A 19,198-nucleotide genomic window follows, 5' to 3' on the forward strand; every position below is an offset into this window, starting at 1 on the left:
GTGCGGTAGAAGAAAGAAAGTCGTTGCTTCACGAGCATATGGCTATGTTGAGTACATCCTGCTTTGCAGATCTTCTGACATATAAGGTAGGGATAGCGAAGCTTTTAACTCCCAATGAAGTTGAAATAACAGGTGAAAACGAAACGGAAATAGTCTGGGCAGATTACATAATACTCGCTACTGGTAGCCGCCCCAGGAAGTTGCCTGACATACCTATCGATGAAAAGATTATCTTAACCAGCGATGGCATTGAACAGATGGATCATTTTCCGGAAAGTATGGTGATCCTTGGAGCCGGGGTTATAGGCTGTGAGTTCGCGACTATCTTTTCAGGGTTTGGTAAAACGAAGGTTCACTTAATAGATAAGGGTGACAGGATATTGCCATTTGAAGACACTGATGTGGTAAAGGTGATAGAAAGGAATATGGAGAATAATGGGGTACATATTCACCGGAACTCGCGGTTGACCCGAATGGATATAGTTCACGGTAGGGTGGAGTATGAACTGGAATATGACGATGGGTCTCATGAAATTTTCAATGTGGAAAAGGCACTGGTATCAGTTGGCAGGGTACCCAACTATGAAAAACTTTGGGAAAATGGTGTCAATATAGTGCTGAGTAAGAGAGGCATTGAAGATAATGAAACGCAGACCAGCGTATCAAATATATATGCAGTAGGTGATATCACCGCAGATATTGCTTTGGTTAATGTAGGTGAGTTGGAAGGCAGGTATGCCGTGGAAAAGATATTTGGAGAACCCAAACGTAAGCTTATCTATGAGAATATTTCTACAATTATGTTCCTCAACCCTGAGGTGGCAGGTGTAGGGCTCAATGAAATCCAGGCTGCCGAACGGGGCATAGCCTATAAAGTGGTAACCCTTGACTATGGGTGCATTCCCAGGGCTATTGCCAAGCGGAACACCCAAGGCTTTATCAAACTTTTGGTAACGAATGATGAGGACATGAAAATATTAGGCATGCGTGTAGTGGGGAACCATGCATCCAGTGCCATCCAGGCCGTTGCCTTGCTTATAAGTATGGATAAAGGTATCGATGAACTTGCTGAGTGTGTACACCCGCACCCGTCTATTACAGAAGGTATTCAGGAGTGTGTACGTATGCTTTTAGGCAAATCCATGTTTAAGCCCGATGCATTAAGAGGCAAGCTTTCCTGCAAGACCTACACCAACGGAGAGTATGCAGATATCGTATTTTAGTCCTTGAGCTGCTCTACCTCATCACGGGTCAGCTCCAGGTCGTTTTCCAGCCTGAAGAGGGAGGGTTTATTGATAAAGAAAATAAACAGGACCAGGGGGATGAGCAGCAATACTACCAGGTTTCCGGTCAGCAATACAGTTACACATACAAACATGGCAGGGAATTCAAGTATGGCAGCTTTTATCAATAAGGCGGTCTGGTAGGTTGTGAGCTTTTCACTCAAAGTTTTGTTGCTCCCTTTAATCCCTTTTATAGATTGGCTAAAAAGCACCATACTCATGGGCATGGAAAGTATTACCAGGGCAGCACTGATATAAATAAATAGCTGGAGATCTTGTTTTTCTGTAGGATCAGGCTGCATTAGCTGCACATAGTTGATCGTAAGTACAGCTAATGCAAAAAGTGCTACGGCAAAGGCCATTGAGGTGTAAACCAGCTTAAGCACTCTGAACTGTTGATGAGGTTTTCTTTCGGTAGCTTGCATAAAACAATTTATGCAAATTCAGGTTTAATCCAAAGCTTAGGCAATATTGGTATAAACTGCCTGAACGTCGTCGTCATCCTCTATCTTATCGAGCATTTTTTCGATATCTTCCATTTGCTCTTCGGTAAACTCTACCGGAGAGTTGGGATTGCGCTGAAGTGATGCTTTGTTGACCTCGATACCCATGTCTTCAAGGGCTTTTGAAAGTGTTCCGAAATTGGTGTAATCGCCATAAACATACACAACACCATCTTTCTCCTCAATCTCTTCCATGCCAGCATCTATAAGCTCAAGCTCCATTTCTTCTATATCCATTTCTGCTGTTTTTTCAAACTCAAATACAGCATCACGGGAAAACATGAATTCAAGAGAGCCTGTGGGTACAAGGCCGCCTCCGGCTTTGTTGAAATATGACTTTACGTTGGCTACGGTGCGTGTAGTATTGTCAGTAGCACACTCCACAAATACCAATACGCCATGAGGGCCCTTGCCTTCGTAGTTTACTTCTACGTATGCATCGGCATCTTTGCCTTCAGCTCTCTTTATAGCAGCCTCTATATTGTCTTTAGGCATGTTCTGACCTTTGGCATTTTGAATGGCCGTTCTAAGCTTGGCATTCATTTCCGGGTCAGTTCCGCCCTCTTTAGCAGCTACAGTTATGGCTTTGGCCAGTTTTGGAAACAATTTGGACATCTTGTCCCAACGCTTTTCTTTAGCTGCCCTTCGGTATTCAAACGCTCTTCCCATGGTATATAATCCTTGTTGAAATTTTTAATGCACGAAATTAAAACAACTAATGATTTAGATAAAGGAAAATTTCTAATTATTCGGGTTATTTCTTTTCCAGAAACCTGTCAACAGAATATTTTCCGGCTCCAAATACAAGAATGGTAGCAAATATTAGCAGGTAAAGCAAGGCAAACTCTTTCTTGCCAAACGGATCATCAGCGTGTACGGCAAAGGCGGCTACCAGCATAGTTATGATCAGGGGCAATGCCGCCAGCCTGGTACCTAACCCAAGGATCAATAAAATAGAGCAAACAAACTCGGCGAGTACGGCCAGGGCCAAAGAGGCTGTCATTCCTAAACCCAGGAAGTCATAAAAGGCTATTTCCCCTCCTTCGATTAAAGTCATCAGCTTTGGATAGCCATGCGTTAGCATAAAGGATGCTGCGGAAACGCGAAGGATCAAAAGCCATACATGTGAGGTTGAAGCAAATTGCGTGTTAAAAAGCTGTTTCATAGTCATTGATGTCTTGAAAGTTGTTTTGTTATAGTCAAACTAAGTTCTACGGCATAAGCGAAATCAGGTTGGTATTATTTTGTCTGTATATGAATATGATCATCATGCCGTACGGCCCGGCAGCCATGGTACCTTACTTTTGGGGAAGACAAACCAAGCCTTTGTTTTAAATGAGGCTCAATAAATATCTTCTCTATAGAGTGGTGTGAGGCTAATAGCATAGTTAGGCTTTTGGTTCTGCGGCTATCTAGTATAAACTTGTCCTTGTTCCACTGGGGCACGATTTGTTCCATAAAACCATATTGCCAGTAACCCTGGTTTTCACACCTCTGGGGCTGATCTTGTTCCCCTTTCACTGGGTCGATGAAAACACCGTAGCCAATAGGGGATGGGTGTTGAAGGGTGTATTCCGAATTATTTTGCAGCAGATAATAAAAAGCAAGGTCGAGCTTCTTGCCATCATTATGGCTTAGGTGGGGAATGAGTGAGAAACCATTAAAGAATGGGAAGTTGGCGTCCAGGTAATAGGTGACCGTACCCGGATACATTCTGTTAATCTCATTGGAGGCGTCCTTTGCAACTTCCAGTAACTGAGGTTTTAAATAGTGCCTGTTGAGCAGCACGGTAGCTACAGTTAACGGTTTCAGGTGTTTGTTAAATAAAGGCAAAGGCACCCGCCCAAAAATAGGCGCTATCAAGGGTACTATAATTAAAGAAATAACAAGGTATATACCTGCAAAAAGAATAAACCCGAAAAGCCTGTACTTTTTAACGATTGCTATGCGCCGTACAATAAGTGGAGACAGCAGTAAATATACCAAATAGACGATGCCACCGATCTGGCTGATGAGGGTAAATATGCAAAAAATAAGAATATGCAAAAATACTTTGAGTATGGGCATATTGAATAAGTAAGAAAACTGATATTGTAAATGGGTGAAACTTAGCTAAAATATAGTTTTTCTGTTTTTAACGCGCCTATTATTTAGTATATTATATGAAGGTCTATAGCTAGGGATATGAAATTGCTCAGGAGTCTATATCTAATCATCAATTACAAAACTTTTATAGTTACTTTTTTGGCTATTGTTTCCACCTGGGTTTGCAGTTACTATAAAATTCTGGCAGAATTTCCCCTTACCGTAATTGGTATTGCTATAGTTTTCCCTGTTGTATTTTCTATTGACAGTGCCTATAAAAGGAGGGAGAGGGCGCTTGGGCTATTGGCCGATTTCAAAGCACACCTGCTTTCCATTTACTATGCTTCCCGTGATTGGCTGGATGAGGAAAATAAAGATTTTCAAGGGAGAGTTAAAAATGAGGTACTGGAAATCTATGCTTCACTTCGTGTTTTGTTTACAGCAGATAAGGCTTCGGTAGTACAGGCCGAAAAATATATATTCGATAAAATTTCTGACCTTTCTGTATTGGTTAAAGAATTTCGTCTGTATGGCCTTCAGTCAGGGGAAATGTCAAGGGCGAGTCAGTATGTCAGCAAACTGGCTATTTCAGTGGAAAACCTGAAGGTAATACTCCATTATCGTACACCTGTTACATTGAGGGCCTACAGCAAAATATTTATCTATAGTTTTCCCGTATTGTATGCTCCATATTTTGCTTCCATAGCCCAGCAATACTCAGCAGGCCTGGATTATATGATGCCTATCATGTTTAGCTTTATTCTTGTTAGTCTCGATAACATACAGGGGCACCTGGAAAATCCGTTTGATCAGATAGGGGAGGATGATATCCGTTTTGATGTGGAGGATTTTGCAGAGATGATTGACTGACGGAGGTATAAAATAAAGAAGCCCGTGCTACATTTATGGCAGCACGGGCATTCTTATTTCCTGCCGGTGGGTATGAGCAACCCAATGTCCAAACCAATTTTTAACGGACTTAGCCGGTAAGTGCTGTTGGTATAGATAGAGCTAAAGGTTTGTTCTACATATGGTGTTACGGTAACAGACCAATACGGAGTCAGTGGAACCGTTTTTTCCAGGCCACCTCTTACCGAAATCAATGTGCTTTTCGCATTGAACGTGTGCCGGTATTCATTCTCACTATAGCTATGAGACATCGACTTCAACAGGCTAACACCTGCCGTCAGATTATACTTCCGGCGCAGAAATTTGACCCTTTGAATTATGCCCAGGCTAAGGCCCGCATACTGCAAGGTGTTATGTACCTCGTTATTGGCTTCGTTAGAGTAAGCAATTACATCGAATGAATCGTCTTGTACCTGAGTAACTTCCACACTATCGGCTATGATATTATAAAAGTTATAATTGGAATACTCGTTGATCATTTGCCAGGTTATCCCGGTGGTAATGGTGGTGTTTTTCAGTACCTCTCGTCTGAGTTTGAGGCTAATTTGGTATCCTGCATTTTTGAATGATAACTCGTTTTCATTTTCAAAGCCCGTGATATAGATCATGTCTTTAGCAGGATTGACCTTTTTAAAGGTATAGAATGTGCCGACCTCTGGCTGGAAGTGCCATTTAGAGCTGCTGTTTCTTTTTTTGTTATCTCGCGGCCGGTCTGCTTTCCCTTCTTTTTTAGTCAGCAATTTTTTCTGAGGGTCAGTGATTGATACACTATCTAATGCTTCGTCCTTTGGTTTTTTACGGCCTGTTTTTGAGCTGTTTTTATCCCTGTCGGGTTTAACGGCATTGCTGCTCTTTAGAACTGTCAGGGAATCTTCAGGTAAGACTTCATCATCAGCTTTTTCGGTAAACTTCTTTTTATTTTCTGCATCAGATCCATTAGCATCATCATACAGATCAGGTGTCAGGCTTTGAGCCATATTTGACCGGTCAGTGAATGTTCGAATTTCCTGGCTGTTGCTATTTACTTTTTCTGATCGCTTTTTCCGATCTTTTGATACATTTTCAGTATTCTCGTGCAGTTGGTTTGTCGGGGTATCCTCAAGGTATAAACTTAACCTGTCCCTGTCGTTTGTAATGTCAGCTTTTGCGCTGACATCTGCTTCATCATAGTTTTGTTCATTGGCATTATTTGCTTTTGTTTCTGACGTAAATGTTTTAAAACTGGTGCTATTCGCATTACTTTCATGGGTGTATACTTCGGAGCGCATAGCTCCGGACTGAATGATAGATCCCTCATCCCCATTGGGTGACTTCTTACTGCTAAGCTCAGTGTTAAACTTATTGTTATCATTAGAGCTTTGGGCGAGAGCCCCGGACTCAGCAATGTCAGTTGTAAGCGCTTTTTGGGTTGATGGGTTAAATTTTTCAGTGTTAGTTTGGTCGGAAGTATTGTGTGCATACTCTGTTGCTGCTAAGCTTTGTTGTTCATTTGAAAAACCCTGATCACAGTTGGTCTGAGGTTTCTCTGTACATGAAGCTGAATTGGCATCTTCCGTTTGAAGCATGGTAATATTGCCCCCGGTGCTACTGCCAGATAGTTCGGTTGCTACTTCTTTTTGAGAAGATGTCTGAGACGTGAACAGAAAGTACAAAGCTGGGACCAGCAATAGCAACACTGCCGCAGCGGTGTACCATTTGGTAAGATTGGCCTGCTTTTTATCCAGTACATTTTCAATGGATTTCCACCCATCTACAGGAGGTTCATCTTCCCAATGCTCCAGTTTATCTTTAAAATACCTGTGAAAGTCCTCGTTTTCAGACGACCCTTTTGTATTTGACATGATCTAGCAGTTTTAATTTCGACTTTATTATATCCCTCGCGCGTGAAAGCTGGGATTTGGATGTACCTTCCGATATATCCATGATCTCCGCGATCTCCTTGTGGGAATAGCCTTCTATAGCATACAGGTTAAATACATGCTTGCATCCGGTAGGCAGTCCGCCTATGAGCTGCAAAAGTTCCTGGCCACGCAACCTGCCAAGTATATGTCCGTATTCTTCCTCATCAATTTTGTGCAGTGCGCTTTCAGCAGGTACATGGTTCAGGTATTTTTTGTTTTTATGATAATAGTTAACAGCTACGTTGGCACTAATCCTGGTTACCCATGCTTCCAATGACTCTATTTTTACTGTTCTCGATTTTTTCAGAGAGTTGAAAATATTGATAAATGCCTCCTGAAAGATATCATTGGCATCATCCATAGTATTTGCATAGCGCTTGCAAACACCCATTACCCTGCCTGAGTACTTATGGTACAGGGCTTCCTGGGCCTTTCGGTCTTGTTTTTTACAGCCAATTATAAGATCTTCTTCCATGGGGTGTATCAATGGCCATAATTTCTTATGGCCATTGTTGGTTATCTCAGGGCTTTTTTGCTGCTTTTTAAATTATTGAACAGTTATGGTTACAGTGGCTTCGCTACAACCGTCGTTGTCGCATATTTTATATGAAAAACTGTCTGTGCCTGTAAACTCATAACCCTGATCTGGCAAATACCGGAAGAGCTCCCGGTCGTAATATATTACCTGACCGTGCTGAGGCTGGTTTATAATGTAGGCGTTGACATCAAACATGCCTGCACCATTGAGGCTGTCGTTCATCAATATATTGTCATAATAAAGATCTAATGCTATCCCATCACCTGAGTTATACACTACCTGCTCAAATTCTGCAGGTGTATAGGTAAACTGGTCGTCATAAGCCTGTATTTCGGTGGTAGCTCCAAAGCCTGTAACTATGATATATACAGTGCCGGTGCTGCACTGGCCATTGTAGCACACTTTGTAAGTAAAGCTGTCGTACCCGTTGAACGACTGGCCTGGAGTAAACCTGAACATTTCCAGTGAGAAATAAGCTGCAGTGCCATGTGTTGGTTGACCTGTTATGCTAATATCCAGTTGATTGTAAGGGATGCTGTCAAGTTCATCATTGCCTAAAATTTGATCCAGATTAAAGTCGAGACTTTGATATGTAGGATGCAATGCGGCAAGGTATTCTTCATAAGTGTATGCTATTGAATCTGAGTGTGCTTCTATTTGTGTGGCAGTGTCAGTTAAAACAACTTCAGCAAGGCCATAGTAAAAGATATCAGGATTCTCCCTGGTCGCGACTTCATAGATGATCTGCGCGGTGCCACTATAGCTGCCTGTAGGATAGTAGAAAATAAGGCCATCTGTAGCTACGGCTTCTCCCGAATGCGGATGCTCCACTATGGTAAGTGTACTTACATCAAATTGCTCGTAGCATGAACTGTCGTTTTGCAGCACCGGGATCACCACCTGTTGGTCGGTTGGCATGGCTTCCACTCTGTCATAGTTTGCAGAAATGAAGCACGAATCACTCTCAGTATCGAATTTGAAAGCGATAATCCCTTTGTCACATATGCCATTTACACATACTTGATATTCTGCGTCATCCGATCCGCTTACAAAATCCTGATTCGGTGTATATTTCAATAAGGCCGATTTCAGCAATTCAATTGATCCCTTTCCAGCCGTTCTCGAAATGCTGAAAGTACCATCTCCGGTCAGGTTAGCAGCCCGGACAAGGTCGATAATTACAGGGCTGTTTTCCTTTAGCCTCATGTTCACATCTTTTGCCTGATCTATTTCTTCCTGTGGCGGCATCACATCGCTGTTGACATCATCACATGCCTGATAGGAAAGGGCCAGAGCACATACAACCCACCATTTATTAACTTGTGTTAGTAATTTCATTTTTGTGTTAGTTGAGTTTCTAAGTTTTCAAATCATTACCGGTGCGCACACAATTGAATAGTACAGAGAGAATGGTAAATGGTTGGAATCATTTATGGAATTTTTGAAAAAAGATTAGGGAGTGCTTTCAATACGTATGAAAAGCATTTTCTTTTTGCATGTTAAAATATTAATCAGGGCAGATTTTAAAGATAAAATGTAGCGAAGAAGGAGGGTGAAAAAATCACCGTTTCCCGGCAACCAGGAAACGGTGAACTAGGTAAATTATTCAGCGATCCAGCGGTCTATTTTTTTCTCCAGAACGGCTAAAGGCACACATCCTGATTCCAGCACTTTGTTGTGGAATTCTTTGATATCGAATTTGTCACCAAGTGCCTGTTCTGCTTTGTTCCTCAACTCAATGATCTTCAACTGACCCATTTTGTAAGATAAAGCCTGCCCTGGCATAGCCATATAACGCTCAATTTCAGAAGTAATACTTTCCTTAGATTCCGCCTCATTTTCCAGTGAATACTGAATGGCTTGTTCCCTTGTCCAGCCTTTGGCATGCATACCTGCATCTACCACCAACCTGATGGCCCGGTGCATTTCAGCGCTCAGCATACCAAAATACTGGTATGGATCAGTGTACAGGCCAAGTTCTTTACCCAATGATTCACTGTAAAGCGCCCAGCCCTCTCCGTATGCACTGTACCATAAAGTGCGTCTGAATTCAGGGAGGTTCTCATTTTCCTGCTGCAAGGAGATTTGGTAATGGTGGCCGGGGATAGCCTCATGCAGGAATAATGACTCGTCTGAGAACAGGTTATATTTGGATACATCAGGAATAGGAACGTAAAAGATGCCCGGACGTGTACCATCCAACGATCCAGGATTATACTCTGCACTTGCAGAAGCCTCTCTGAATGCTTCTGTACGCCTTACTTCAAAAGGTGTTTTGGGTACCAGGTCAAACAGTTCTTTAAGCTGAGGCTTCATGCGCTCATGTATTTCATTGAAATGGGTTATCACCTGGTCTGGCGAAGTAAACGGCATCAACTCTTTCCTTGCCCTCACATGTTCGAAAAAGGCCATAATATCTCCCTCGAAGCCGACCTGTTCCTTTACTTTCTCCATCTCTGAGAGCAATCTCGCTACTTCACTTTTGCCCAGTTCAAAAATTTCATCAGCAGATTTTGTGGTTGTAGTGTACTGCTTGATTCTGAATGCATAGTATTCTTCTCCGTTGGGGAGTGCATGTGCTCCGGCAGTTTCCCTGCAAGCAGGTAAATATTCGTTTTTCAGGAAGTCGTGCAATCTTTTAAAAGTAGGGATCACCTTATCTTCCAACACAATCTGATATTTTTCGGTCAGTTGCTTTTTGTCTTCATCAGAAAACTCCTCGGGAAGAAGATTTATAGGAGAATAGAAAAGATGCTCATTTACCGGCCCGTGATCCAGGTCGGCCATTTGAGGGATCACCTTTGCAGTCAGGGATTTAGGAAGCACCCATCCGGTTTTCACGCCTTCTTTCATGTTGGCAATAGCTGTATCGCACCAAATCGTAAAGTCATCCAGCCGCTTTAACCAGTTGTTGTAATCTTCTACCGTCTTAAAAGGTTGGGCTCCGGCACCACTGGCCAACTGGCCCATGCTGATGTGTAAGCTCCAGAATTGATCGATGGGAGTGAGGTGGGTGGGGTATTTAAAAGATTCCAGATTGATGTCGCACTCCCACATCAGGATATCGTAGCTCATTTGCTCGTTTTCCGAAAGCTGTCCACGGTCAAGTTCCTGAAGTTGGTTTTTGTATTTTGAATAGAATGCCTCCAGTTTGTTGAGGTACTGTTGAGATATATTGTTGGGAAGCGTGTCGTTATACCGGTTGTCTCCGGCGAAAGTTGCTTCCAGAGGGTAAAACTGTAACCTTTCATCGTGGTAATTGGAGAGAAGTGCCTTCAACTGAACCGAATCCTTTTGTCCGGTAGTTTCTTCAGCCTTTTGTTCTGTCTTCTGCTGACAGGCTATTATACCTGCAAGCATAAGCACGAGCAGGAGTTTAAATAATTTCATAAGCTATAATTTTGGTGAATAAACTAAAGGTATGTATTCACCCGAATTTTAACAATAAGCAATATGTAATCTGCTGATTATGCCATGTGAATGGAGAAATTGATTTATATAAATGCGGGGAGGAAGGAATAGTATTACCTCAATAAGTGGCACGGAACAGTAGAGCTTTACCAAACCTCCGGAAGTTTAGTAAAGCCGTCGTTTAGTTCTGTCAGCAGTAGTTTTTCCAAGGGCTGTCCCCTTCATTGTCAAGCCCCTCTCCCTGGTCTGTCCCCTGACAGACCTTTGAAATCCTCTCTCCGTGGTCTGTCCCCCGACAGACCACCACTCACCTTTGAAATCCTGAGTTGATTACAAATAAGTAGAGTGAGTATTATTTACGAATAGTAAACTGCCACCTCATTCAATGATTTCCGCCTGAGCTGTGGTACATACGTCTCTTCCATAGGATACCCTACAGGAATAAGCAGCACAGGCCTTTCATTAGTCGGCCTGTTAAGCAGTTTTGTTAAAAAATTCATTGGACTGGGGGTATGCGTTAAGGCTACAAGGCCTGCATGGTGAATGGCGGCGAGCAAAAAGCCCCCTGCTAATCCCACTGATTCATTGACATAGTAGTTGTTCTTTTTATTGCCTTCGCTATCAAGATCATAAGCTTTCTTAAATACAATGATCAGATAGGGGGCAGTCTCTAAAAAAGGCTTATGCCAGTCGGTTTGCAGTGGCCTGAGGTCTTCCAGCCATTCAGGACTCATCCTGCTGTTATAGCTTTCATACTCCTCTTTTTCCGCAGCTTCCCGGATTTCCTTTTTGATGTCGGGATTAGAAACAACACAAAACGTCCACGGTTGTTTGTGTGCCCCTGAAGGTGCTGTCGATGCCGTAAGTATGATGTTATCAATTACTTCACGAGGTATAGGCTTATCGGAAAAATCACGAACAGTCCGGCGTTTGTCCATCCATTGGTAAAACTGTCTGCTTCTCTCTATTACCTCTGCCTCAGGGTAGGTTTCTTTGGTGTACTCTTCAAACGGATATCCGTCGATAGTTTTGGTTTTTGACATGGGGAATTTTTATGTTTTAATGTGTGGGCCAAATTGTCTTTTTAATTGTAAACAGTTTGTAAGGTAGTTGACAAAATTAATTCACAAAAAATATATTGACCTGCTACGAAACCGATAGCATTGAAAACAGAGCAATCAACAAATTGGTTATAAGGACTACTTTAAAGAAAAAAGACTCCCTGCTTTTCCAAATGGTGGAAATAATGATATAGAGCAATGAGGTAAATGCGGTTACCACCAACACCCCTATGACTGCTCCTGTACCTGCGGGATGGTTTTTAGGTGGAGGAAATACCCTGGTAGCAATAGCCAAAAAAGCTGCAGAAATGATCATCAGCAATAAAGATTTGCCTACCAGGATAAAGATATTTTTCATGGATTGCTTCCTTTGTAACGGATGCTAAGATAACCGATGTCCCTGATTTATTTGTGCCGTTCTTTCAATACATCTATCACATCATTCAGCTCATATCCTTTAGCGGCGAGCAGTACAAGGTAGTGGTACATCAGGTCTGAGGCCTCATTGAGAAATAGCTCTTCATTGTCATCTTTGGCTTCAATAACCAGCTCCACGGCCTCTTCCCCAACTTTCTGGGCTACCTTGTTAATCCCTTTATTCAGGAGATCATTAGTATACGACCCAGGTTTTGGATTGGCCTTACGCTCCTGAATCGTACGCTCCAGAAAACCGAGGTCCGTTGATTTATTTTGTTTGTCTCCAAAACATGTGTCTGTCCCCGTGTGGCATGCGGGGCCAACGGGTGCTACATGGATAAGGAGGGTGTCCTTATCACAATCAAGCTCTATGTGCTTCACCATAAGGAAGTTACCCGAAGTCTCTCCCTTTGTCCAAAGTCTCTGTTTTGAGCGGCTGTAGAAGGTGACTTTTCCTTCATTCCTCGTTTTTTCAAGCGACTCTTCATTCATATAACCCAGCATGAGCACCTTTTGACTGTGGAAATCCTGTATAATGGCGGGTAGTAAACCGTTGCCTTTTTCAAAATTTGGTTGTAACATTTTATCTTCGATTTTACCGCCTTTGCGGAATGTTTTAATTTATCTTACGGGTATGTTTTTTTGCTTCAAATAGCTTTTCAGCTCAGGTATACCAATCTCTTTGAAATGAAAAATACTTGCAGCCAAAGCGGCATCAACCTTGCCACTGCTAAATACCTCATCAAAATGCTGCATCTCACCGGCTCCTCCCGAAGCTATTATCGGAATATTGATTTGCTCCCCCAGCTTCTTTAAAGCCTCTACGGCAAACCCCTGTTTTGTTCCGTCATGATCCATACTGGTAAACAAAATCTCACCGGCTCCTCTTTTTTCTACTTCCAGGGCCCAGCTAAAGAGCTCCAGTTCGGTAGGCCTGGAGCCTCCGTGGGTGTGTACTATCCATTGGCTGTCTACTTGTCTGGCATCTATGGCCACTACAATGCACTGGCTGCCAAACTCCAGCGCAAGCTCATTGATAAGGTCAGGCCGTTTTACTGCCGAAGAGTTTACCGAAACTTTATCTGCCCCGGCGTAGAGCAGGGGAGCCACATCTTCAACCGAACTGATACCACCACCTACTGTAAAAGGTATGTTAAGGTGCTCGGCGATATCTTTTACCAGTTCCTTAAAGGTTTTACGGCCTTCATTGGTAGCTGTTATGTCCAGGAAAACCAACTCATCAGCTCCCTGATCAGCATATAACGCACCAAGCTCTACCGGGTCGCCGGCATCCCTGATATTAACGAAATTAGTGCCTTTTACCGTTCGCCCGTTCTTGATATCCAGGCAGGGTATGATTCTTTTCTTTAACATATCAGATTTTGCTAAGTTCTTCCAAAGTTATTTTGCCTTCATAGATGGCCTTGCCCAGAATGGCACCATACAGCCCGGCTTTTTTTAATTCCTGCAAGTCTTGAGTGCTGCTTACCCCGCCGCTGGCAATCAGGTGAATACCGGGGAAAGTATGCAGAAGGTCTTTGTAAAGCTCAACATTAGGGCCCGATAACATGCCATCTGTAGCGATGTCCGTGCAGATAACATGATTGAGGCCTTCGCTCATGTACTTATGTATCAGGTTTTCAATATGTAACGTGGTTTCTTCTGTCCAGCCGCTTACTGCCACCATTTTTTGCTTCACATCAGCACCAAGGATCAATCGGTCAGAACCATATTGCTCAATCCATTCAGCTACTTTTGCCGGATTTTTAACGGCAATTGTACCACAGGTGACCTTTTTTGCTCCACTTTTAAAGGCCAGCTCTATATCATCATTGGACTTAATGCCACCACCAAAATCAATTTGTAGGTTAGTTTCATTGGAAATGGCTTCAAGCACCTTCCAGTTGATGATCTTTCCGGCTTTGGCCCCGTCAAGGTCTACCAGGTGGAGGTATTGGAGACCGGCGCCTTCAAACGACTTTGCTACTTCAACGGGGTCTTCATTGTAAATTTTCTTTTTGGCATAATCCCCTTGCGATAACCTCACGCACTTACCATCGATAATGTCTATTGCGGGTATGATCTTCATAATTCAATAAAGTTTTTAATGATTTGCTGCCCTTGTCTGGCCGATTTCTCAGGGTGAAACTGGGTCGCATAAAAATTGTCTTTAGCCAGTGCCGCACTAAAATCTTCAATGTAATTGCAGGTAGCCACAGTGTCGGCCGTTACCGGCACATAAAAGCTATGGACAAAATACATATGCTGATCCGTAATTCCGCTGGAAGTCCAGCTATCCCTGGCTGTAGTAATGTTGTTCCAGCCCATGTGAGGCACTTTTTCTCCGTTAACCGGGCTGAACCGCTTTACCGGAGCCTGGAAAATTCCCATGCACGTGGTGTCACCTTCTTCCGAGTATTCGCACATAAGCTGCATGCCCAGGCATATTCCTAGCACTGGCTGTTTTAATGTTGGGATTAAAAGGTCCAGCTTAAGCTCTTTAAGGTGCTTCATGGTTGTGCTTGCTTCGCCTACACCAGGAAAGATCACCTTGTCGGCCTTTTGAATAGCTTCAAAGTCGTTGGTCAGCAACGGGCTAATGCCCAGGCGCTCCAGAGCGTATATCACCGATTGCGTATTGCCGGCATTGTATTTAATAATTGCTACTTCCATAGGTTTCAGATTACACCTTTAGTACTGGGTAGTTGATTGTTTCCTTTCTCCTTTTTAACAGCCATTTTTATGGCTTTGGCAAAGGCTTTAAAGATGGCTTCTATCTTATGGTGCTCGTTGTTTCCTTCTACCTTTACATTGAGGTTACACCTGGCGGCATCAGTAAACGATTTGAAGAAGTGATAGAACATCTCAGTGGGCATCTTTCCAACCATTTCACGTTTGAATTCAGCCTCCCAAACGATCCAGTTCCTTCCACCGAAGTCAATGGCTACCTGAGCCAGGGCATCATCCATGGGCAGGCAAAAACCGTATCTTTCAATACCTCTTTTACTGCCCAGTGCTTTGATCATGGCCTCGCCAAGCGCAATGGCAGTATCTTCAATGGTGTGGTGTTCGTCGACTTCCAGGTCTCCTTTTACGGAAACGTCAAGGTCTACCTGGCCATGTTTGGCAATCTGGTCGAGCATATGATCAAAAAAAGCGATGCCCGTATCTATTTGACTTTTTCCGCTTCCGTCAAGGTTCACGGTGATGTCAATATCCGTCTCCTTTGTGGTGCGTTTGACAGTAGCTCGTCGGGGCTGCTCTGATAGAAGGTCATAGATGTTGTGCCAGCCTGTGGTGATCAGGTCGCAGCAGGAGTCAAGTTTTTCTTTTGTCAATTGCTCTTTCAAAGAGCCATCATTGATCAGGATGCCTTTGCACTTAAGGTTTTTAGCCAACATAACATCGCTTGTCCTGTCACCGATCACGTAGGAGTTGGCAAGGTCATATGCACCTGACATGTATTTGGTAAGCAGCGCTGTACCGGGTTTTCTTGTGGGCTGATTGTCTTCAGGCCTGGTTTTGTCGATGATGATGTCTTCAAATGAGATACCCTCGTTTTTTAAAGTAGTCAGCATCCGGTTATGAGCAGGCCAGAAAGTTTCTTCGGGGAAACTATCCGTGCCAAGTCCGTCCTGATTGGTCACCATCACCAACTCGTAGTCCAGCTCCCTGCAAATCTTGCCCAGCCATGTGAATACTCCCGGGTAATATTCAAGTTTTTCAAGGCTGTCAATTTGTTCGTCTTCCGGCTCAATGATTAAAGTGCCGTCCCTGTCTATAAAAAGTACTTTTTTCATGGTTGATATTCTTTTAATGCTTGTACCAGGTTTATGTTTTCCTCCGGGGTGCCTACGGTTATCCTCAGACAATTCTCGCCATGGGTCACTTTCGATCGGTCACGTACGATAATTCCTTTTTCCATAAGGTATTTAAAAATAGCCTGAGAACTATTGAACCTTACCAAAAGGAAATTACTGTCACTTGGGAAGATATGGCTTACTATGCTCAGCCCGGAAAGTTTGGTGATCAGCATATCCCGCTCCCTGAGAATGTTGCTGATTGCTTCTTTCACCTTTTCCTTGTCGGCCAGTGCTGATAATGCCTCCTTTTGAGTGAGAATATTAATGTTGTACGGAGGTTTGACTTTGTTCATCAGTTTAATTATTTCCGCAGATGAAAAGGCCATACCCAAACGAAGGCCAGCCAGCCCCCATGCTTTTGAAAAAGTCTGTAGAATGATCAGGTTCTTGTATTTTTCAAGCTGGAGGGTAAATGAAGCCTGCATGGAGAAGTCAATATATGCTTCGTCGATTACTACAATACCATCAAAATTTTCAATGACCTTGGCTACTTCATAGGCATTCAGTGCATTCCCGGAAGGGTTATTGGGCGAACAAATGAAGATTAGCTTGGTATTGGTATCCACCTCCTTTAGCATCTCATTAGCCATGAAACTAAAGTCTTTTGATAAAGCCACTTTTTTCACAGTGATGCTATTAATGGCTGCTGAGACTGCATACATGCCATAAGTCGGATCGGATATGACGATATTATCTGTTCCCGGCTCACAGAATATGCGCATGACAAGATCAATAGCCTCATCACTTCCATTGCCCAGAAATATTCGATTGGGATCGACCTTCTTGAGTGAAGCAATTTGCTGTTTCAATTGTCTTTGATAAGGGTCAGGATACCGGTTGAGGCCTGTTTCGTAAGGGTTCTCATTAGCATCCAGAAATACCTCCCCGTTGCCCTCAAACTCATCACGAGCTGAAGAGTAGGGGGAAAGGTTGAGTATATTCGGTCTTACTTTGTCCTGTATATTCATGACTTTTTTATTTCAGACAACCTTACACTAACAGCATTTTTGTGAGCTGCCAATAGCTCTGCCTCAGCCATGGCTTCGATGGCCGGGCCCAAATCAGCTATACCTTCACGGGTGATCTCCTGAAAAGTGATCTGTTTCATAAAACTGTCAAGTGAAACCCCACTGTAGGCTTTCGCTGCCCCATTGGTTGGCAGGGTGTGGTTCGTTCCCGATGCATAATCTCCTGCTGATTCCGGACTATAGTTGCCAATAAAAACAGATCCTGCATTAATGACCTTTTCCGACAGGGCGACTGCATTTTCAGTAGCTATGATCAAGTGCTCAGGAGCATATTGGTTGCTTACCTGCATGGCTTCGTTCAGATCCTTCACCAGAATGGCTTTGCTGTTGAGCAAGCTCGCCCTGGCTATTTCCTTCCTTGGCAATTTTTCAACCTGAACATCGATTTCATTGCCTATTTTGTTAATCACATCCTCATCAGGGCAAATGAGTACTACCTGACTGTCTTTGCCATGCTCAGCCTGTGACAGCAGGTCGGAAGCTACAAAAACCGGATTGCATGAGCTATCAGCAATCACAGCCAGTTCCGAGGGGCCCGCTGGCATATCTATGGCCGTACCTTCCATGCTTACAAGCTGCTTGGCGGCTGTTACATACTGGTTTCCCGGACCGAATATCTTGTCCACTTTTGAAATACTCTCAGTGCCGTAAGCCATGGCGGCAATGGCCTGGGCTCCTCCGGTTTTAAATATTTTGGAAATCCCTGTGAGCTGAGCAGTATACAGTATCGCCGGATGAATTTTTCCGTCAGACCCGGGAGGAGTGCATAGCACTACTTCTTTACAACCCGCGATGGAAGCAGGTACTCCAAGCATAAGTACGGTTGAAAATAATGGTGCCGTGCCTCCGGGAATATAAATACCTACTTTTTCAATAGGAACGGCCTTTCTCCAGCAAGTAACACCCTTTGAGGTCTCTATTTTTATTTCTTTCCGGGTTTGTGCTTCGTGAAATTTTTTAATGTTGTTTAGTGCCGTTTGAATGGCAGATCTTAAATCTTCACTGATTTTACCTGCGGCCTGGTTTTTCTCTTCCTCAGTTACAGCTAGTTTATCAAGTTTAACTTTATCAAACTGTTCGTTGAATTTCAGCAGAGCCTGGTCTCCACCCTGGCGTACGCGGGCCAGTATATTTTTAACCGTACTTTCCAGAAAATCAGCTTCAAAAACCGGTCGTTTCAGGATATTTTCGAGTTCGGAAGCTTGTGGGTACTTTATGATGTTCATGTCGTAGTTTCTTTAATTGGGTGTCTTTTAAATAATCATTTTTTCTATGGGGATTACCAGTATGCCCTGTGCGCCGAGGGCTTTGAGCTGGTCTATAATTTCCCAGAATTCATTTTCATTGACCACTGAGTGGAGCGAAGACCAACCCTCTTGCTGAAGCGGGGTCACTGTAGGACTTTTCATGCCCGGGAGTACTTTTGTTATAGCTTCAATCGACTCATTAGGGGTGTTAAGCAGCAAGTATTTATTGTTTTTGGCAGTGTTAACGGCTTTGATCCGGAAGATTAGCTTCTCTAGTAATACCTGCGTTTCCGCGTCCAGGTTGTTGTTGGCAATCAGTACCGCCTCAGACTTCATTACGGTTTCCACTTCTTTCAGGCCATTGCTCAGTAAGGTGCTTCCGGTGCTTACAATATCACAAATGGCATCTGCAAGGCCAATTCCCGGAGCTATTTCAACGGATCCGCTGATTTCATGGATTTCTGCTGTAATGTTCTTTTCAGTCAGGAATTGTTGTACAATGTTGGGATAGGAGGTAGCGATCTTTTTGCCATTAAGGCTGGCCGTGCCTTCGTAATCCTTTTCTCTGGGTATGGCGATAGATAAGCGGCATTTTGAAAAATCGAGCCTTTCGATCAGAGCAATGTCCTTTTGTTTTTCTATGAAAACATTTTCGCCCACAATGCCGATATCAGCGACATTATCTTCCACGTACTGCGGAATATCATCATCCCGGAGGAAGAGGATTTCGGCGGGGAAGTTGTAAGTTTCTGTTTTCAGGCGGTTGGGACCGTTGCTAAACGAGAGTCCACATTCCTTTAGTAGCCTGACAGACTGCTCCTGGAGCCTGCCGGATTTTTGTACTGCAATTCTGATTTTTTTACTCATGATTTTGAAATTTGACCAATAAAAAAAGGCTTGCCGCATGGCAAGCCTTTTTTGTTTTACTTAATATAATTTTATATCTCTAGCT

Annotated in this window: 20 protein-coding genes; 2 read left to right on the forward strand and 18 right to left on the reverse strand. The window is 43.2% G+C overall.

Going from position 1 to position 19,198, the window contains the following annotated elements; translation table 11 throughout:
• On the forward strand, nt 1–1,223 hold a 1,223-nt coding region (locus E1163_RS13685; protein WP_155172715.1), incomplete at its 5' end, for a dihydrolipoyl dehydrogenase family protein.
• Here E1163_RS13685 and E1163_RS13690 read toward each other — a convergent pair.
• The 4 genes from E1163_RS13690 to E1163_RS13705 form a co-directional block, all read right to left on the reverse strand.
• Entirely contained in the window at nt 1,220–1,708 is a 489-nt protein-coding gene (locus tag E1163_RS13690) for a hypothetical protein (protein WP_155172717.1), read from the reverse strand. The two genes, E1163_RS13685 and E1163_RS13690, sit on opposite strands and share 4 nt — an antisense overlap.
• A gap of 36 nt (nt 1,709–1,744) precedes the next feature.
• A complete protein-coding gene (locus tag E1163_RS13695) occupies nt 1,745–2,455 on the reverse strand; it encodes a YebC/PmpR family DNA-binding transcriptional regulator (protein ID WP_155172719.1) in 711 nt (236 codons plus the stop codon).
• Between the two features lie 85 nt (nt 2,456–2,540).
• Complete coding sequence (locus tag E1163_RS13700) at nt 2,541–2,951, reverse strand: DoxX family protein (protein WP_155172721.1); 411 nt, start codon at nt 2,949–2,951, stop codon at nt 2,541–2,543.
• A 74-nt stretch (nt 2,952–3,025) separates the two neighbouring features.
• Entirely contained in the window at nt 3,026–3,853 is an 828-nt protein-coding gene (locus E1163_RS13705) for a hypothetical protein (RefSeq protein ID WP_155172723.1), read from the reverse strand.
• Nucleotides 3,854–3,970: 117 nt separating this feature from the next.
• Here E1163_RS13705 and E1163_RS13710 point away from each other — a divergent pair, with 117 nt between their 5' ends.
• On the forward strand, nt 3,971–4,741 hold the full coding sequence (locus E1163_RS13710) for a hypothetical protein (protein ID WP_155172725.1): 771 nt from the start codon (nt 3,971–3,973) through the stop codon (nt 4,739–4,741).
• 53 nt (nt 4,742–4,794) lie between these two features.
• Here the strand turns inward: E1163_RS13710 and E1163_RS13715 are convergent, their stop codons facing one another.
• From E1163_RS13715 to hisG, 14 genes are all read right to left on the reverse strand, one after another.
• Nucleotides 4,795–6,621: a hypothetical protein gene (locus E1163_RS13715; RefSeq protein WP_155172727.1), complete on the reverse strand. Its 1,827-nt coding sequence runs from the start codon at nt 6,619–6,621 to the stop codon at nt 4,795–4,797.
• Complete coding sequence (locus E1163_RS13720; RefSeq protein WP_155172729.1) at nt 6,596–7,156, reverse strand: RNA polymerase sigma factor; 561 nt, start codon at nt 7,154–7,156, stop codon at nt 6,596–6,598. The genes E1163_RS13715 and E1163_RS13720 overlap by 26 nt, the downstream gene beginning before the upstream one ends.
• A gap of 72 nt (nt 7,157–7,228) precedes the next feature.
• Nucleotides 7,229–8,557, reverse strand: coding sequence for an Ig-like domain-containing protein (locus E1163_RS13725; RefSeq protein WP_155172731.1), 1,329 nt, complete (start codon nt 8,555–8,557; stop codon nt 7,229–7,231).
• Nucleotides 8,558–8,821: 264 nt separating this feature from the next.
• A complete protein-coding gene (locus tag E1163_RS13730; protein WP_155172733.1) occupies nt 8,822–10,609 on the reverse strand; it encodes a DUF885 domain-containing protein in 1,788 nt (595 codons plus the stop codon).
• Between the two features lie 377 nt (nt 10,610–10,986).
• Nucleotides 10,987–11,673, reverse strand: a complete 687-nt coding sequence (locus E1163_RS13735) for a nitroreductase family protein (RefSeq protein ID WP_155172735.1) — start codon at nt 11,671–11,673, stop codon at nt 10,987–10,989.
• A 103-nt stretch (nt 11,674–11,776) separates the two neighbouring features.
• Nucleotides 11,777–12,049: a hypothetical protein gene (locus E1163_RS13740; RefSeq protein WP_155172737.1), complete on the reverse strand. Its 273-nt coding sequence runs from the start codon at nt 12,047–12,049 to the stop codon at nt 11,777–11,779.
• A 47-nt stretch (nt 12,050–12,096) separates the two neighbouring features.
• A complete protein-coding gene (gene hisIE / locus E1163_RS13745; RefSeq protein ID WP_155172739.1) occupies nt 12,097–12,690 on the reverse strand; it encodes a bifunctional phosphoribosyl-AMP cyclohydrolase/phosphoribosyl-ATP diphosphatase HisIE in 594 nt (197 codons plus the stop codon).
• Nucleotides 12,691–12,729: 39 nt separating this feature from the next.
• Nucleotides 12,730–13,482: an imidazole glycerol phosphate synthase subunit HisF gene (gene hisF / locus E1163_RS13750; protein ID WP_155172741.1), complete on the reverse strand. Its 753-nt coding sequence runs from the start codon at nt 13,480–13,482 to the stop codon at nt 12,730–12,732.
• Between the two features lies 1 nt (nt 13,483).
• Nucleotides 13,484–14,197 (reverse strand): 1-(5-phosphoribosyl)-5-[(5-phosphoribosylamino)methylideneamino]imidazole-4-carboxamide isomerase, encoded by a 714-nt coding sequence (gene hisA / locus E1163_RS13755; RefSeq protein ID WP_155172743.1) that lies wholly within the window; start codon nt 14,195–14,197, stop codon nt 13,484–13,486.
• Nucleotides 14,194–14,781, reverse strand: coding sequence for an imidazole glycerol phosphate synthase subunit HisH (gene hisH, locus E1163_RS13760; RefSeq protein WP_155172745.1), 588 nt, complete (start codon nt 14,779–14,781; stop codon nt 14,194–14,196). The genes hisA and hisH overlap by 4 nt, the downstream gene beginning before the upstream one ends.
• Before the next feature lie 5 nt (nt 14,782–14,786).
• Nucleotides 14,787–15,908, reverse strand: coding sequence for a bifunctional histidinol-phosphatase/imidazoleglycerol-phosphate dehydratase HisB (hisB, locus tag E1163_RS13765; protein ID WP_155172747.1), 1,122 nt, complete (start codon nt 15,906–15,908; stop codon nt 14,787–14,789).
• The gene (gene hisC / locus E1163_RS13770; RefSeq protein WP_155172749.1) at nt 15,905–16,939 is read right to left on the reverse strand and encodes a histidinol-phosphate transaminase; all 1,035 of its coding nucleotides are present in this window, start codon (nt 16,937–16,939) and stop codon (nt 15,905–15,907) included. The genes hisB and hisC overlap by 4 nt, the downstream gene beginning before the upstream one ends.
• On the reverse strand, nt 16,936–18,225 hold the full coding sequence (gene hisD / locus E1163_RS13775; RefSeq protein ID WP_155172751.1) for a histidinol dehydrogenase: 1,290 nt from the start codon (nt 18,223–18,225) through the stop codon (nt 16,936–16,938). Before hisD ends, hisC begins: the two co-directional genes overlap by 4 nt.
• A gap of 27 nt (nt 18,226–18,252) precedes the next feature.
• Nucleotides 18,253–19,113, reverse strand: coding sequence for an ATP phosphoribosyltransferase (gene hisG / locus E1163_RS13780; protein ID WP_155172753.1), 861 nt, complete (start codon nt 19,111–19,113; stop codon nt 18,253–18,255).
• Nucleotides 19,114–19,198 lie beyond the last annotated feature (85 nt).

The sequence above is a fragment of the Fulvivirga kasyanovii genome (genome assembly GCF_009711405.1).
In the GTDB taxonomy this organism is placed as follows: Bacteria; Bacteroidota; Bacteroidia; order Cytophagales; family Cyclobacteriaceae; genus Fulvivirga; species Fulvivirga kasyanovii.